Genomic DNA, 14,115 nt, shown 5'->3' with positions numbered 1-14,115 from the left:
GAGTCAGGTGAATGCTGACAATTCTGGCAAAGCTGTTAAAAGCTTTGAATTCTGAAACCAGCGCCTGGGCACTGGCGTTAGCTGTAGTACTAGGAATGTTTATGGGGATAACCCCGCTATGGCGAATTCATAACTTAATAATTTTATTGGCGGCATTAATATTCCGCGTAAACCTCAGTCTATTCATTGTGTCTTTTGGTATTTTCTCGGGTATTGCTTACCTGCTGGACCCTTGGTTCCACAGTGTCGGTTTGAGCTTATTAGAAGCGTCAGGCTGGCAGGGCATTTATGAAGCACTGTATGCAACTGCCTTAGGACGTCTGTCCATGTTTAATCACACCATAACTATGGGTAGCTTTGTTATCGCTTTGATTGCCGCGCCGGTTGTAGCTGCGTTGAGTTACTGGATTATTGCCAATTACCGTAAAAGAATTCAGGCTCAAATAATGAAAATGCGCGTGGTGCAGGTTATTCGCGGTAGCCGTTTCTGGCAGATCTATACGGACTTGAGGGGGTGAGTATGAAGCGCAGTATCATTCGCTGGCCGGGACTGGCCGTTTTCGCCGGGTTCGTATTGTTGTTGGTCGCTATTTCCTGGTTGTTTCTGGACGCTATTATAAAAGTTACATTAGAGCACACGCTGGGAAGACTGAACGGCGCTGAAGTTAATATTGAGCGAGTGGAGCATAGCTGGGTACCTTTATCTCTGACTTTGGCCGGTATCCAGGTCACCGACCCTAATGCACCGAAAAATAACCGGGTACAGGTTGGTGAAGCTTCAGCGGACATCAGCCCTACAGAAATTGTGCTTGGCCGAACCTTAATTGAACAGCTGACTATGACCGGCGTTCGTGTTAATCAGCCACGGGAAAGCGAGGGTGACGTTTATGTCATGCCGGATCAGGAAGACGTGCAGAATTGGGCCAGTCAGTCCTGGGATAAACTGACCATGTCTTTACCTTCTGTGGACGATATTGTCAGCCAGGTTGATTTGCGTACAGAAACGGTGATTGATGAAGCCAAAGCTGCCTACGAGCAGCAAGAACAAGAGGTTAAAGCAGCTAGAGAAGCTTTGCCGAGTAAAGACAAAATAAAAGAATACGAAGAGAAAATTAAGCAAATTACCGAAGGCAAAGTAGAAGGCCTGGCTGATATTGCGGCGAGAAAAGAGGCTTTAGATGAGTTAAAAGACTCGATTCGGGCAGATAAAAAGGCGGTCAGCAACTTTCGTGATGAAGTGAAGCAGGCGAAAGAGGTGGTGCAACAGCAAATAGCCGACCTTAAGAACGCGCCGGGTAACGATATTGACCGAATTAAGTCGTTTTTCAGTCTGGACGGAAGTGGTTTAGAGAACGTGACTGGTTTGTTATTAGGCGAAAAAGCGCGGGAGTGGAGTAAGTACGTACTTCTTGCCTATGAACAGCTGGGGCCTATGCTGGCGCGTTCGGACAACTCTGCAACGGTAGAGCCGGTGCGCGGCGAGGGGCAGAGAATTTCCTTTGCCGATGACAACGCACCACCGGAGTTTTTAATTAAAAAGGCGCGCACCGAATTTATGGTTGGCGGTACGGTTATTGATGTCGACTGGCAAAATATTACCCACCAGCATAATTTACTGGGTCAGCCGACGACGTATCAGGCTCGGGCCGATAACAGCGACTTGTGGAATGCGTTTAACCTGAATGGCGAATTATCGCTGACTGACCTGGGCATTGATGCGAAGCAGCAATGGCAGTTAAAAGGCGCAAAACTGAATAACCTAAAGCTTAGTAATAGCAGCGAACTCAGTGCCAATATTTTATCGTCCATGATGGACAGTGATGGAACCGTGCTAGTTCGTGAGAATAAACTGGACGGGAAAGCCATGGTACGCATGCTGAATCTTGACTTAGAAGCCGAGGGCAGCAGCAAACTGACTTCTGCGGTTGCAGGTGCTTTAAAGCAACTACAGCGGTTAGATATTACCACCAACATTGGCGGTGATATTCAACGGCCATCGCTGAGTTTTGAATCCGATTTAGATGACCAATTAGGCGATGCGTTGGCTCAATCCGCGATGGGCGAGGCCGACGAAAAACTGGCCGAAATAAAAGCTGACCTTACTGCCAAAGTTTCAGAGCAATTAGGTGGTCAGCAAGGCTTGCTGGAAAATCTGACTCAATGGGACAATGAATCTGGTGAACAGAGCAAACAACTGGAAGAGCTGTTAAAAGCCAAAGTTGGAGACAGTCTTAAGGATAAGCTCAAGGGCCGCCTTTTGGGCGGCTCTTGAGTTCCATTTTTATAGCATAAACAATCCAATAGCCACGGCTAAACCCATTAATGGCACCACAACAGTTACTGCGGCAACCGCCCAATAAGCGGCGCTGTGTTTCTCGTTACAAATAGCGCGAATAGTGGTAACTACGTAGCCATTGTGGGGCAGCGAGTCGAGCGCTCCTGAGGAGATCGAAACAATACGGTGCAATTGCTCGGGGTTAACGCCCGCCGCCATGTAGTGCGGGCCTACTTCAGGTAAGGCGATAGCCTGCCCACCGGATGCTGAACCGGTTAACCCAGCAATAACACTTACTGCAACCGCTGCGCCCACCAACTCATTGCCTGGCAAGCTAGTCATGGCAGTAACGGCGGCATCAAAGGCCGGAGTTATTTTGGCGATGCTGCCAAAGCCAACCACTGCCGCAGTATTACCAATAGCCACTAAAGCCCCTGTGGTAGCTTCATGAATGGCGGTCTGGGGTTTGTGAAAATGCTTAAAGTTAATAACGGCAATAGCAATTACACCGCCCAGCAAAGCTACTATCAGGGCGTTTTGCTGCAAGGTGTCGTGAAAGGTAAAAGATAGCCCCAGAACAACTAACAGTGGAATTAAGCCACTAATGGGTGAGGGCAGTTTCCGCTCCAGCAATATCGGGTCGCCTTCACGTGCTTCAAACTTCTCACCATTAGCTATGGCGCGGTTAATAATCTTTCTTAACCACCAGTAGCCAAAGGTTGCCATTAATACTGCGACTACCAAACTGACTTCCCAGGCAGCATAAGGCGAAGTGCCGAGGTATTTTACGGGTATCCAGTTCTGGATTTCCGGTGAGCCGGCTGAGGTCATGGTAAAAGTGACGGAGCCAAAAGCCAGTGCTGCCGGAATAAAACGTCGAGGCAGGTTGGCATCTTTAAATAAACTGAGCGCCATTGGGTAAACCGAAAAAGCGACAACAAAAACGCTGACACCGCCATAGGTTAAAATGGCACAGGCCAGTACCACCGCCAGAACTGCCTGCTTGCGACCGAGTTTATTGATGATCCAACTCGCGACACTGTCGGCTGCTCCGGTATCCTCCATGAACTTACCAAATAGAGAACCGAGTAGAAACATAAAGAACCAGGCGGCAACAAAGCTGGCAAAACCATCCATATAAGCACTAACGAAATTGACCTCGCCGGTCAGTAGCGGCACTCCACTACACAACGCGACTATAACAGCGCACAGAGGGGCACTGATAAACAGGTTTACTCCTTTTAAAGTGAGTACGATAAGCAACACAAGGCCGCCAACCAGACCAATCATACTTAACATGAGTTACCCCGCGGATTAAAGAAACAAAACATGCTCAACATAGCTAATGATCCTGATGATCCCGGAACACGGGCAGTGACCAGTTAAACTTGATTGCTCCAAGTCTAATGAGCAAAGTTGAGGTCATGCCCGCAGCTAATGCTATTAAAGGTTGATAGGGCACAATCAGGACATAAACGGTAGCGCCGATAATACAGGTGGTGGCGTACAGTTCGCTTTTTAAGACCATTGGAATATCGCGCGCCAGAACATCACGCAGCATGCCGCCAAAACAGGCCGATATAGTGCCCATGATGATAGCGATAAAGGGCGGAAACCCCGCTGATAGCGTTTTCTCCGCGCCCATAGTCGCAAAAAACGACAGACCAATAGCATCTGCAACCATTAGTGTGTTCATAGGAATATAGGCTCTGAACCGCAGCCATATAATAGTGAGCAGAGCGGCGACAATTATGGTGTACAGATAGACAGGGTCATGTGTCCAGAAAACCGGTAACCCAAGAATGAGGTCGCGCGTTGTACCGCCGCCAATTGCTGTTGCTGAGGCTAAAACGAGTACACCAAAACCATCCATCTTTTTGCGAAACGCTAATAACGTACCGGCTACCGCAAAAACCGCGACACCGGCATGGTCTGTCCAGTAAAATATTAATTCCATGAGTCATCAAAAAGTAGCAATGGTATGGCTTAGTTTGTCATTAACCTTTATGGATTCCCAGCACAAATTGATTGGCTATTTAGACGTCATAATTTTATGATGGCACCAATTTAAAAGCTGCTGTTGGGCTAAGGAACAGCAAAATGAGTGCAACCGAGTACACGACAAAACATGTAGTTGACGATCTCGTTAGTAGCTATCAGCGAGTTCCAATGTTAGTGATCGCAGCGCATCCTGATCGGTCGCGGATTGGTGAACGCGCAGCGTTAATGGATTTGTACAATGAAGGAAGTGACTACCTAAGCAGGATAAAGCCTGAGTTTGCCAAAAATGGTAATGCTGGCAGAGCATTGCTTGATGAATTTATCAGCCGCTCTCCAATCATTTTTCAGCGCGAATCAGGTGGCCGTATTAAGCTAAAGGCGCATAGCACCAAAACAACAGTTACTATTGCCGGGCGTGGTGTTCAGGACGAATATATTCTGAAAGAAAGTGACCTGGATAACGGTGTCGTTATTGGCTTAAACCACCGCATCGTTTTACTTTTAAAGTTATTGCCGCTGCAAGACTCCTCGGTAGATGACAACGATGTGCTGTTTGGTATTAGCTCGGATATTCGTGCCATTCGGAATCGCGTTGCTCAACTGGCCGGGATGGACTTGCCTGTTATGATTAGAGGTGCTGTCGGAGTGGGTAAACAACAGGCGGCCTACGCAATTCATCAGGCCAGCGAACGTCGGGAACAACCTTTTATTAGTGTTAATCTGGCTGCCATACATGATGCAGTCGCAGAAGCTGAATTATTTGGTAGCTATCGAGGCGGTAGCCGGCAACCTGGCTATTTTGAGCAAGCCGGTAGCGGTACTATTGTGCTGGAAGACATCGAGGATGCCTCGCCGGGCTTACATCGTTTGCTTTATACCGTTCTACAAAGTAAATCCGTAGTACCTGTTGGTACAGAGGAAACGCTGCCAATTACTTGCCGTATTATGCTGACCAGTCATCAGGACTCTCGTGGCTTTGAAGAGAATTCAACGCTGTCCATGCTAATTGAAAAGCTTTCAGCTTATCAGTTGTTCATCCCGCCATTAACCGAACGTCGCGAAGATATTGGTTTGTTATTCGACTATTTTGTACGTGAGCAGTGGCGTAAGCTTTACGCTGATCGCTCTCATGATGTCAAAATTTCTGGTGAATTGATGAGCCAGCTGCTGACTTTTCATTGGCCGGGTAATGTACGACAGTTGCGCAACGTAGCGCGGCAGGTCGTTATTGATAGCCGTGAGCAAGAGCAACTGCACCTTGACCCGCAACTTTTATCTATGCTTAAGCCGAGCAACCCCGGGCATTGGGAAGATGAAACCAGCGTTCATCGTAAGCCCAACAGTGTTAGTCGAGATGAGTTACTGGAAACCTTGCGTAGCTGCCGGTTTGAGCTACAGGCTACAGCAAAAGCTCTGGGCATCTCACGGGCATCGGTATATCAGCTTATTCAGCGCTTTGAAGGGGTTCGTACAGCGCAGGATTTATCCGAAGAAGAGATTAAAAAGAGTTATGAACAGAACCGTTCCGATACTGAAAAAATGATGTGGGATTTGCAAGTGTCTCAAATAGGTTTACGGCGTCGGCTTAAAAGTTTGGGATATGATATTTGATAATACTGAGCGGCGTTAAACTTTCTGATAGTATAGCCGCCTTAGAAAAATTGAATTGCATTCTGGAGTAACTGTCCCCATATCGTGAGATGGTTATCCGAAATTTAATAATAAATTTAAATTAACTGAGGGAATTTTATGGACTTTTTTATTAGCTCAGCATACGCGCAAGACGCTGGCGGCCAAGGCAGTGGTGGTATGGAACTGATTTTCATGCTGGTCATGTTTGCGTTAATTTTTTACTTCATGATTTATCGTCCACAAGCAAAACGTGTCAAGCAGCATAAAGAGCTGATGGGTGCTTTGAGCAAGGGTGATGAAGTGCTGACTCAAGGTGGTTTGGTCGGTAAAATCACTAAAGTAAGCGAAGATAAAGACTTTCTCGTTATTGCTTTGACTGACGAGCTTGAAGTAACCATTCAGAAAGGTTCTGTGACTTCCGTTCTTCCGAAAGGAACAATGAAGTCTCTCTAATCTCTGACATTAGAAACAGGGGCACGACGTGTTAAATAAATACCCGTTGTGGAAAAATCTGCTGGTTATTTTTGTCGTATTGGTGGCAGCGCTCTATGCGCTGCCAAACATTTACGGTGAAGATCCAGCAGTTCAAATTTCCGCAAACCGAAATGCGACCATCGATACCAGCACCATGGATCGCGTAAAGAGCAGTCTGGAAAACGTTGGCATACAAGCTAAAAGTATAGCTTTAGAAGAAGAGCAGCTTTTAGTTCGACTGAATTCCGATGATGAGCAGTTAAAAGCCCGGGAGAGTATCCTGGAGAGTTTAGGTGATAACTACATAGTCGCTTTGAACCTTGCTCCTGCAACTCCTGAGTGGTTGAAGAGTGTTGGTGCTCAGCCAATGAAACTGGGGCTGGATTTACGTGGCGGTGTACACTTCTTGATGGAAATCGACATGGACGAAGCCGTTCGTAAAATTGTCGATGGTATGAAGGACACGATTCGTGCCGAACTGCGTGAAGAACGTATTCGTTACAGCGCTGTTCGTGTTAATGACACGACGGTTGAAATTGAGCTTCGTAATGAAGAAGCTTATGCAGAAGCTGCCAACTATCTGGATGGTCGTTATCAGGGTTACACCTTATTAGAAGATGACGAAAACCAACTGCTGCAATTGCAAATGAGCGAGCAGAAGCTTGCCGAAACTCAAGATTACGCAGTATCTCAAAATATCACCATTATGCGTAACCGGGTTAACGAGTTAGGTGTTGCCGAGCCGGTTATTCAGCGGCAGGGTTCAAACCGCATTGTGGTGGAACTACCGGGCGTACAGGACACGGCTCGCGCGAAAGAGATTTTAGGAGCTACAGCAACGCTGGAGTTCCGTATGGTTGATTCCGAGAACGACGTGCGTGACGCACAGAACGGTCGTGTACCTTTTGGCAGCGAGTTAATGCCAATGCGCGACGGCCCGGATCAATTGCTGAAAGAAGACGTTATTCTGACAGGTGACCATATTGTTAATGCTGGGGTTGGTTATGATGAGTACAACCGCCCGCAGGTTAATATTACTCTGGATGGCGCTGGCGGTAACAAGATGTCTTTATCGACTAAAGACAATGTTGGTCAGCCTATGGCTACCGTCTTTATTGAATATAAAGCCACAGACGAGCGCGACGAAGAAGGTAACTTACAGTTCACTAAGAACGCGGAAGTTATTAACGTTGCAACAATTCAGTCTCGCTTAGGCAGCAATTTCCGTATTACCGGGGTAGGCGCAAACGAAGCTCAGAATTTAGCGTTGTTATTACGCGCCGGTGCACTTATCGCGCCGATTCAAATTGTCGAAGAGCGTACTGTAGGTCCAAGCTTAGGTCAGCAGAACATTGATTCTGGTACTCAGGCAATTTTTTGGGGCTTTGTTTTAGTTCTTGCCTTCATGTTGTTGTACTACAAAAAGTTTGGTCTGGTTGCCAACTGTGCTCTGGCAGCAAACCTGGTTCTTATTATCGGTGTTATGTCGATGATTCCGGGAGCCACACTGACTTTGCCGGGTATGGCAGGTATTGTACTGACGGTTGGTATGGCAGTAGATGCCAACGTACTTATTTTTGAGCGCATACGTGAAGAAATAAAAGCGAAACGAAGCCCTCAACAGGCAATTCATCACGGTTATGACAGCGCCTTGTCGACCATTGCCGACGCGAACGTAACAACGCTGATTGCAGCGCTTATCTTGTTCGCTATTGGTAACGGCCCTATTAAAGGCTTTGCTATCACTCTTGCTATCGGGATTATAACGTCCATGTTTACTGCGATAGTCGGAACCCGTGCCATTGTTAACTCAGTTTGGGGCGGCAAAAAGCTGTCTAAACTGTCTATTTAGGGGGAGCCATGCAAGAGATAATTAAAACCGATGAACGACTTCCCTTCATGCGCTTCCGCGGAATTATGGGCATTATCAGTGCAGTACTGGTAGTGGCTTCCATAGTTTCGTTGTCAGTCAATAAGCTCAACTTTGGGTTGGACTTTACTGGCGGAACCTTACTTGAAGTTGGCTTTGATAGCGCGGCAGATTTAAGTCGTGTTCGTGGCGCATTAGATGAAGAAGGGTTCAGTGACGCAGTAGTTCAAAACTACGGCTCGCAGGAAGAGATACTGATTCGTCTGGAGCCTCGGGAAGGAGTAAAAGCGGAGCAGCTGGGTACCACAATACTTGAATCTCTGCGCACCGAGTTTGACCAAACCGTTGAAATGCGTCGTATAGAATTTGTTGGCCCAAATGTGGGCGACGAATTTATAGAGCAGGGCGGGTTGGCTATGCTAACCGCTTTAATCTGTATTCTACTTTACATTGCAATGCGTTTTGAGTGGCGCTTAGCCGTGGGCGCAGTGGCTGCGTTAGCGCACGACGTCATTTTAACCTTAGGACTATTCTCTGTATTACAGCTAGAGTTCGACTTAACGGTTCTGGCGGCCCTGCTGGCGGTTATTGGTTACTCAATTAACGATACGGTGGTGGTTTGTGACCGTATTCGGGAAACCTTCCGTAAGTTTGCTAAGTTAACGCCAGTTCAAGCCGTTAATCGGGCACTAACCGACACATTAAGTCGGACATTAGTGACCTCGTTGACAACGATACTGGTGTTATTGACCTTGTTCTTCCTGGGTGGGCCATTAATTCATGGTTTTGCTACGGCGTTATTATTTGGTGTGGTTATTGGTACCTATTCATCCATTTATATTGCCAGTACCGTCGCACTGAAATTTGGTGTTAGCCGTGAAGACTTAATGCCGCCGGAAGTGGAAAAAGAAGGTGCGGACCAAGATCCGCTGAACTAGCCTTACGGTATAATTTGATTGGAGTGCATAGACATGTTGGCCGTTGTTTCACCTGCTAAAAACCTGGATTACGAAAGTGACTTGCCGGAACTTAATGTTACTCAGCCACGGTTGCTGGATAACGCTGAAGAACTGGTTGAGGTTTGTCGGCAATTAAGTCCGCAACAACTGGGGTCGTTAATGAAAATTAGCGATAAGTTGGCGGGTCTGAATGCTGCTCGATTTGAGCAGTGGCAACGGCCTTTTAATGAAGACAATGCGCGCCCGGCTATGTATGCATTTAATGGTGATGTCTATACTGGCTTAGATGCTGCCAGTCTGAATTCAGAGGCCATTGATACGGCACAAAAGCATTTGCGGATTTTGTCTGGTCTTTATGGTGTTTTACGTCCCTTAGATTTGATGCAGCCGTACCGACTGGAAATGGGTAGTAAGCTTGATAACCCTAAAGGCAAAAACCTTTATGAATACTGGGGCGATACCATTACCCAGATGCTAAATGATGATTTGGCTGAGCTGGGAAGTTCAACTTTAGTGAACTTAGCTTCTAATGAGTATTTCTCGGCGGTTAAGCCAAAAGCATTAAATGCGGATATTATTACACCCGTTTTTAAAGATGAAAAAAATGGTCATTATAAAGTCATCAGCTTTTATGCCAAGAAGGCACGAGGACTAATGGCGCGATTTATCCTGAACCAAAAGCCAAAATCCGTGTCTGATCTAAAAGAATTTGATGCAAACGGCTATAGTTTCAATGAGGCTATGTCCAGCGATAAACAATTGGTTTTTTGTCGTGCTGAGCAAAAATAAAGGAGCGCACAATGAGTGACGACCAGGTTGAAACATCAACGGCAACAGAAGAAGCAAGTCGCAAAACGACTTGGATTGTTGTTACGCTTATTGTGCTGGCGGTTATCGCTGCCATAGTATGGTGGTGGCTGCCGGCTTCTGAAGACAAGAAGCAACAAACCGAAACGGTAGAGGTTGATCAGCAGCAATCAACAGAAGTTCAGGTTGAGGGGTATGAACAAGAGTCTGAAGAACCTGAGCCTGAAATTGAGCCAGAACCGATTCCAACCGAACCAGAATCTGAACCGGAACAAGAGCCGGCTGAACCTGAGCCCGAACCTATTGCTTTGCCAGAGTTGGACAATAGCACACCAACGGTGCTTCAGAATCTTGACTCAACCGACGTTAACATTCGTCCATTAAAAAGCTCTCAGATTATTCGTGACGCAGTGGTGCTGATGGACAATATCAGCAACGGCAGCATTGTTCGTGAACGGACTATTGTTCAGCGTCCCGACGGTCGTTTTAGTGTGCTGGAGGTAGATGGTGAACTCTATATTGATGAAAGCAGCTATCGCCGATACGACACTTTAGTTGACTGGTTTGTAAGTTTGCAACCTGACGCACTGGCAGAAAACTATGAGTTATTTAAGCCTTTAGTGCAAGAAGCCTACGCAGAAATTGGCTATCCGGAGTCAGACTTTGATGACACCTTGATAGAAGCCATTAATGTTATGCTTGATACTCCGGTTCCGGAGGGATTGGTTCAGGTAAAAGACGACAGCGTTATGTATACTTTTGCTAACGAGTCTTATGAGTCATTGCCTGCAGCGCAGAAACAACTGATTCGCATGGGCCCTGAAAACATTAAGCGAGTGAAAGAAAAATTACGCGAGATAAGACGGGTACTACAGTAATTTTATGACCGATAAACAAGTAATTCCGGAATTTGTTAAGGGCGAATTCCCTGTTAGCCATAACCGGTTTTTGCGCTGGGTAGGTCGTTTGGGCTTACGTGTACTGGGCGGCTGGAAAATTAATGGCGAAATGCCCCACGTGAGAAAAGCGATTCTTCCGGTTGCGCCGCACACATCTAACTGGGACTTCCCGGTTGGAGCCTGCGTCATGCTAGCTATGGGGTTAAAGCTGAATTATTTAGCTAAGAGCAGTCTGTTCCGTTTTCCGCTGAAAGGTTTGTTAACCAAATTGGGCGGTCTCCCCATAGACAGAAGCAGCGCAAATGGTGTTGTTGGAAATATGGTGAGGGAGTTTCGGGAGAAAAATGAACTGATTCTAGTGATAACTCCTGAAGGCACAAGAAAGCGTGTAAAAGAGTGGAAAAAAGGCTTTTTACATATGGCACAGCAAGCTCGTGTCCCTGTTGTTCCTATTGCGTTTGATTATGCACGTAAAGCTATCGATATAGGCCCCGCGCTGATGATTGGCGATGAACTGGAAAAAGAGCTCGCCCGGGTTAAATCTTATTTTGAGCATGCGCACGGTAAGCATGGAGAAGCGTGTTGAGAACGCTTTTTCGTAGTTTTCTGCTCCTGTTAATACTGCCGCTATTTAATGTGGCAGTAGCAGCAGACTTCTGGCAAAAAGAATGGGTTGTCCCCGAATATGCCGAAGGTAATAGCTTAATTATTCGTCCTCTTAAAAGCTCCGATGCCGAGCGTTTCTTTCACAGCTATATGACGTCGCAGAAGTGGCTTTATAAGCGACTGGGATGGTCCTGGCCATCTGAAAAAAGCACTCTTCAGCAAAACGAAACCATGGTGAATTACCACTTGGAGCAGGCAAAAGCGCAAACAGCTTTTACTTATTTGGTGATTGATAAGGCAGATAAGTCCATTATTGGAGCCGTTTATATGGTACCGGTGGCTGCCAGTAGACAAGAAAAAAACGGCATTTCACGCAGTGCTTATAATGCTGAGGTCAGTTGGTGGCTTTTAGAATCGGCCATTGACGATAACTTGCATAACGATTTTTTTGTGCTTTTAAAAGACTGGCTGGAAGCAAGTTGGCCCTGGCGGCAAGTGCTGTTTCCGGTATCAGAAAATAACGAAACAGCGTTGCAGCTACTGGAAAGCAGTAGTGCCCGCTCGCTGGGTCGTGACTTAGATGCCCAGGAAAGGTATTTCTCCTACTCAATTTCACGCAAATAGCCCCACATTGTGCTATGATCGCGCGCAATTAACGAACGGTTAATAAGGAAAACTCATGCAGGTAATTGAAGGTGGAATAAACGCGGCTGGTAAAAAGTTTGCCATTATCGTTTCTCGCTTTAACCATTTTATGGTTGAAAGCTTATTAGACGGTGCTGTGCAGACATTAAAGCATTATGGCGAAGTAGCGGACGACGATATAACCGTTGTGCGTGTTCCCGGTGCTTATGAAATGCCGGTAACGGCGAAACGTCTGGCCAGCTCTGGTAAGTATGACGCAATTATTGCGGTCGGTGCGGTTATTCGCGGTGGAACACCACACTTCGAGTTTGTTGCCGGTGAATGTAATAGTGGTTTAGGCCGGGTTGCGACCGAGTTTGATTTACCTGTCGCATTTGGTGTTATCACTACCGATACGCTGGAACAAGCCATTGAGCGCAGTGGTTCTAAAGCCGGAAATAAAGGCTCGGAAGCCGCATTAAGCGCGCTTGAAATGGTCAATGTACTGAAACAACTCTGAGATACTTCAAATGAAACCCGCAGCAAGAAGAAAGGCCCGCAAGTTGGCCGTGCAAGCAATTTACTCATGGCAGCTATCGCAAAACAGCTTTAGCGATATTGAGGCTCAATTTTTAACGGAAAATGACACCAGCAAAGTGGACGTTGACTACTTTTTAGAGTTAGTCCGTGGTGTTGGCGGGCATTACCGGACACTGGATGAAGCGCTGGAACCGTTTTTAGACAGACCGATTAAAGAGCTTGACCCTATTGAACTGGCTGTTCTTCGACTGGCGGCTTATGAGTTGCGTGAACGCGTTGATGTACCTTATAAAGTTGCTATCAACGAAGCAATAGAGCTGGCTAAATCTTTTGGTGCCGATGAAAGCCATCGTTTTGTCAACGGCGTACTCGATAAAGCAGTAGACACTTTCCGCCCAACCAGGCAGTAACTTATGCCTCGCGATGAATTTTCGCTAATTAATGAATACTTCACTCATCGCTCCGCAAAACGGGGCGATGTTGCTATGGGCATTGGAGATGACGGCGCTGTTGTCCGGCCAATGCCTGAGCATGACCTGGTCATTGTTACCGATACTCTGGTTGAAGGTGTGCATTTTGATATGACCACGCCACCCCGTGCTATTGGTCATAAAAGTGTTGCCGTCAATTTAAGCGACTTAGCGGCTATGGGCGCTCAGCCGTGCTGGATCAGTCTGGCTTTGACGCTTCCTCGTATGGACGAAGACTGGCTACAGGAATTTAGTGGTGGCCTGGATGAAATTTGCAGTTATTACGATTGCCAGTTAATTGGCGGCGACACAACCAAAGGCCCGCTGACAATAACTATTACAGCTCATGGACAACTGCCTTCGGGCAGCGCGATACCGCGTTCCGGGGCAAAGGCGGGCGACTGGATTTATGTCAGCGGCTCTTTAGGTGATGCTGGCCTAGGCTTGCAGGTTACGCAAAATAAAGTGAGCACAACCGGACGACATTTGCAGCAGGTGATAGAGCGCCTGCATTACCCCACCCCCAGAGTCGCTTTAGGGCAAAGTCTGCGAGGCGTAGCAAGTTCCTGCATTGATATTTCTGACGGTCTGCTGGCCGATTTAAGGCATTTAATGACAGAAGCCGGCACTCAGGCGCAACTGCAGCTGGAAAAGCTGCCGCTGTCACTGGCGTTAACCGAAACACTTCAGGTGGATGACGCACTTGCTTTGGCTTTGACCGCCGGAGACGACTACGAGCTTTGCTTTACCTTGCCCGAGGAACATCGGGGGCGTATGGAAACCTTAACCACGCACCTTAAGACCCGACCGGTATGTATTGGTCGCGTAGCGAACGGTGAATCCGGTGACACTCAGTTGCGCTATAATGGCGAAGACTGGTTGCTGGCTGAGGGTTATAGTAGCTTTAATCACTTTCCGCAGAACGAAGCCACTAAATAAGAGATTTAAGGAGCCACAA

The 14,115-nt window shown here is 47.0% G+C and carries 15 protein-coding genes; 13 read left to right on the top strand and 2 right to left on the bottom strand.

Features of this window, described 5'->3' with window-relative positions; translation table 11 throughout:
- Positions 1-11: 11 nt before the first annotated feature.
- The gene (locus DET62_RS12775; RefSeq protein WP_110014140.1) at positions 12-518 is read left to right on the top strand and encodes a DUF2062 domain-containing protein; all 507 of its coding nucleotides are present in this window, start codon (positions 12-14) and stop codon (positions 516-518) included.
- 2 nt (positions 519-520) lie between these two features.
- Positions 521-2,272: a TIGR03545 family protein gene (locus tag DET62_RS12770; RefSeq protein WP_110014139.1), complete on the top strand. Its 1,752-nt coding sequence runs from the start codon at positions 521-523 to the stop codon at positions 2,270-2,272.
- A gap of 9 nt (positions 2,273-2,281) precedes the next feature.
- On the opposite strand, the gene DET62_RS12765 is transcribed toward DET62_RS12770, so the two are convergent.
- Positions 2,282-3,574, bottom strand: a complete 1,293-nt coding sequence (locus tag DET62_RS12765) for an SLC13 family permease (protein WP_034822225.1) — start codon at positions 3,572-3,574, stop codon at positions 2,282-2,284.
- A gap of 43 nt (positions 3,575-3,617) precedes the next feature.
- Positions 3,618-4,232, bottom strand: a complete 615-nt coding sequence (locus DET62_RS12760) for a trimeric intracellular cation channel family protein (protein ID WP_011235379.1) — start codon at positions 4,230-4,232, stop codon at positions 3,618-3,620.
- A gap of 143 nt (positions 4,233-4,375) precedes the next feature.
- On the opposite strand from DET62_RS12760, the gene DET62_RS12755 reads away from it, so the two are divergent.
- The 11 genes from DET62_RS12755 to thiL all read left to right on the top strand — a co-directional run bounded on the left by DET62_RS12755 (position 4,376) and on the right by thiL (position 14,096).
- Positions 4,376-5,887 carry a sigma 54-interacting transcriptional regulator gene (locus tag DET62_RS12755; RefSeq protein ID WP_110014138.1) on the top strand — a complete coding sequence of 504 codons (1,512 nt, stop codon included), beginning with the start codon at positions 4,376-4,378 and terminating at the stop codon, positions 5,885-5,887.
- Between the two features lie 138 nt (positions 5,888-6,025).
- A complete protein-coding gene (yajC, locus tag DET62_RS12750; RefSeq protein ID WP_011235377.1) occupies positions 6,026-6,361 on the top strand; it encodes a preprotein translocase subunit YajC in 336 nt (111 codons plus the stop codon).
- Positions 6,362-6,389: 28 nt separating this feature from the next.
- Complete coding sequence (gene secD / locus DET62_RS12745) at positions 6,390-8,234, top strand: protein translocase subunit SecD (protein ID WP_110014137.1); 1,845 nt, start codon at positions 6,390-6,392, stop codon at positions 8,232-8,234.
- Between the two features lie 8 nt (positions 8,235-8,242).
- Positions 8,243-9,190, top strand: a complete 948-nt coding sequence (secF, locus tag DET62_RS12740; RefSeq protein ID WP_110014136.1) for a protein translocase subunit SecF — start codon at positions 8,243-8,245, stop codon at positions 9,188-9,190.
- A 33-nt stretch (positions 9,191-9,223) separates the two neighbouring features.
- A complete protein-coding gene (yaaA, locus tag DET62_RS12735; protein ID WP_110014135.1) occupies positions 9,224-10,000 on the top strand; it encodes a peroxide stress protein YaaA in 777 nt (258 codons plus the stop codon).
- 11 nt (positions 10,001-10,011) lie between these two features.
- Positions 10,012-10,896: a DUF3014 domain-containing protein gene (locus tag DET62_RS12730; RefSeq protein WP_110014134.1), complete on the top strand. Its 885-nt coding sequence runs from the start codon at positions 10,012-10,014 to the stop codon at positions 10,894-10,896.
- Positions 10,897-10,900: 4 nt separating this feature from the next.
- Complete coding sequence (locus DET62_RS12725) at positions 10,901-11,503, top strand: 1-acyl-sn-glycerol-3-phosphate acyltransferase (protein ID WP_011235372.1); 603 nt, start codon at positions 10,901-10,903, stop codon at positions 11,501-11,503.
- Positions 11,497-12,147 carry a GNAT family N-acetyltransferase gene (locus DET62_RS12720; protein ID WP_243735013.1) on the top strand — a complete coding sequence of 217 codons (651 nt, stop codon included), beginning with the start codon at positions 11,497-11,499 and terminating at the stop codon, positions 12,145-12,147. The genes DET62_RS12725 and DET62_RS12720 overlap by 7 nt, the downstream gene beginning before the upstream one ends.
- 55 nt (positions 12,148-12,202) lie before the next feature.
- A complete protein-coding gene (gene ribE / locus DET62_RS12715) occupies positions 12,203-12,667 on the top strand; it encodes a 6,7-dimethyl-8-ribityllumazine synthase (RefSeq protein WP_011235370.1) in 465 nt (154 codons plus the stop codon).
- A gap of 10 nt (positions 12,668-12,677) precedes the next feature.
- Complete coding sequence (gene nusB, locus DET62_RS12710) at positions 12,678-13,097, top strand: transcription antitermination factor NusB (protein ID WP_011235369.1); 420 nt, start codon at positions 12,678-12,680, stop codon at positions 13,095-13,097.
- Between the two features lie 3 nt (positions 13,098-13,100).
- Entirely contained in the window at positions 13,101-14,096 is a 996-nt protein-coding gene (thiL, locus tag DET62_RS12705) for a thiamine-phosphate kinase (RefSeq protein ID WP_110014132.1), read from the top strand.
- Positions 14,097-14,115 lie beyond the last annotated feature (19 nt).

The sequence above is a fragment of the Idiomarina sp. H2 genome, assembly GCF_004364275.1.
Classification (GTDB): Bacteria; Pseudomonadota; Gammaproteobacteria; order Enterobacterales; family Alteromonadaceae; genus Idiomarina; species Idiomarina loihiensis.
Note: the sequence above shows the minus strand (reverse complement) of the source record. Positions and strands in the feature narration are given on the sequence as shown.

Bases quoted from the DNA above. Each gene is read 5' to 3' on its own strand.
- DET62_RS12775 (WP_110014140.1), top strand. From the start codon at position 12: ATGCTGACAATTCTGGCAAAGCTGTTAAAAGCTTTGAATTCTGAAACC.
- DET62_RS12770 (WP_110014139.1), top strand. From the start codon at position 521: ATGAAGCGCAGTATCATTCGCTGGCCGGGACTGGCCGTTTTCGCCGGG.
- DET62_RS12765 (WP_034822225.1), bottom strand. From the start codon at position 3,574: ATGTTAAGTATGATTGGTCTGGTTGGCGGCCTTGTGTTGCTTATCGTA.
- DET62_RS12760 (WP_011235379.1), bottom strand. From the start codon at position 4,232: ATGGAATTAATATTTTACTGGACAGACCATGCCGGTGTCGCGGTTTTT.
- DET62_RS12755 (WP_110014138.1), top strand. From the start codon at position 4,376: ATGAGTGCAACCGAGTACACGACAAAACATGTAGTTGACGATCTCGTT.
- yajC (WP_011235377.1), top strand. From the start codon at position 6,026: ATGGACTTTTTTATTAGCTCAGCATACGCGCAAGACGCTGGCGGCCAA.
- secF (WP_110014136.1), top strand. From the start codon at position 8,243: ATGCAAGAGATAATTAAAACCGATGAACGACTTCCCTTCATGCGCTTC.
- yaaA (WP_110014135.1), top strand. From the start codon at position 9,224: ATGTTGGCCGTTGTTTCACCTGCTAAAAACCTGGATTACGAAAGTGAC.
- DET62_RS12730 (WP_110014134.1), top strand. From the start codon at position 10,012: ATGAGTGACGACCAGGTTGAAACATCAACGGCAACAGAAGAAGCAAGT.
- DET62_RS12725 (WP_011235372.1), top strand. From the start codon at position 10,901: ATGACCGATAAACAAGTAATTCCGGAATTTGTTAAGGGCGAATTCCCT.
- ribE (WP_011235370.1), top strand. From the start codon at position 12,203: ATGCAGGTAATTGAAGGTGGAATAAACGCGGCTGGTAAAAAGTTTGCC.
- nusB (WP_011235369.1), top strand. From the start codon at position 12,678: ATGAAACCCGCAGCAAGAAGAAAGGCCCGCAAGTTGGCCGTGCAAGCA.
- thiL (WP_110014132.1), top strand. From the start codon at position 13,101: ATGCCTCGCGATGAATTTTCGCTAATTAATGAATACTTCACTCATCGC.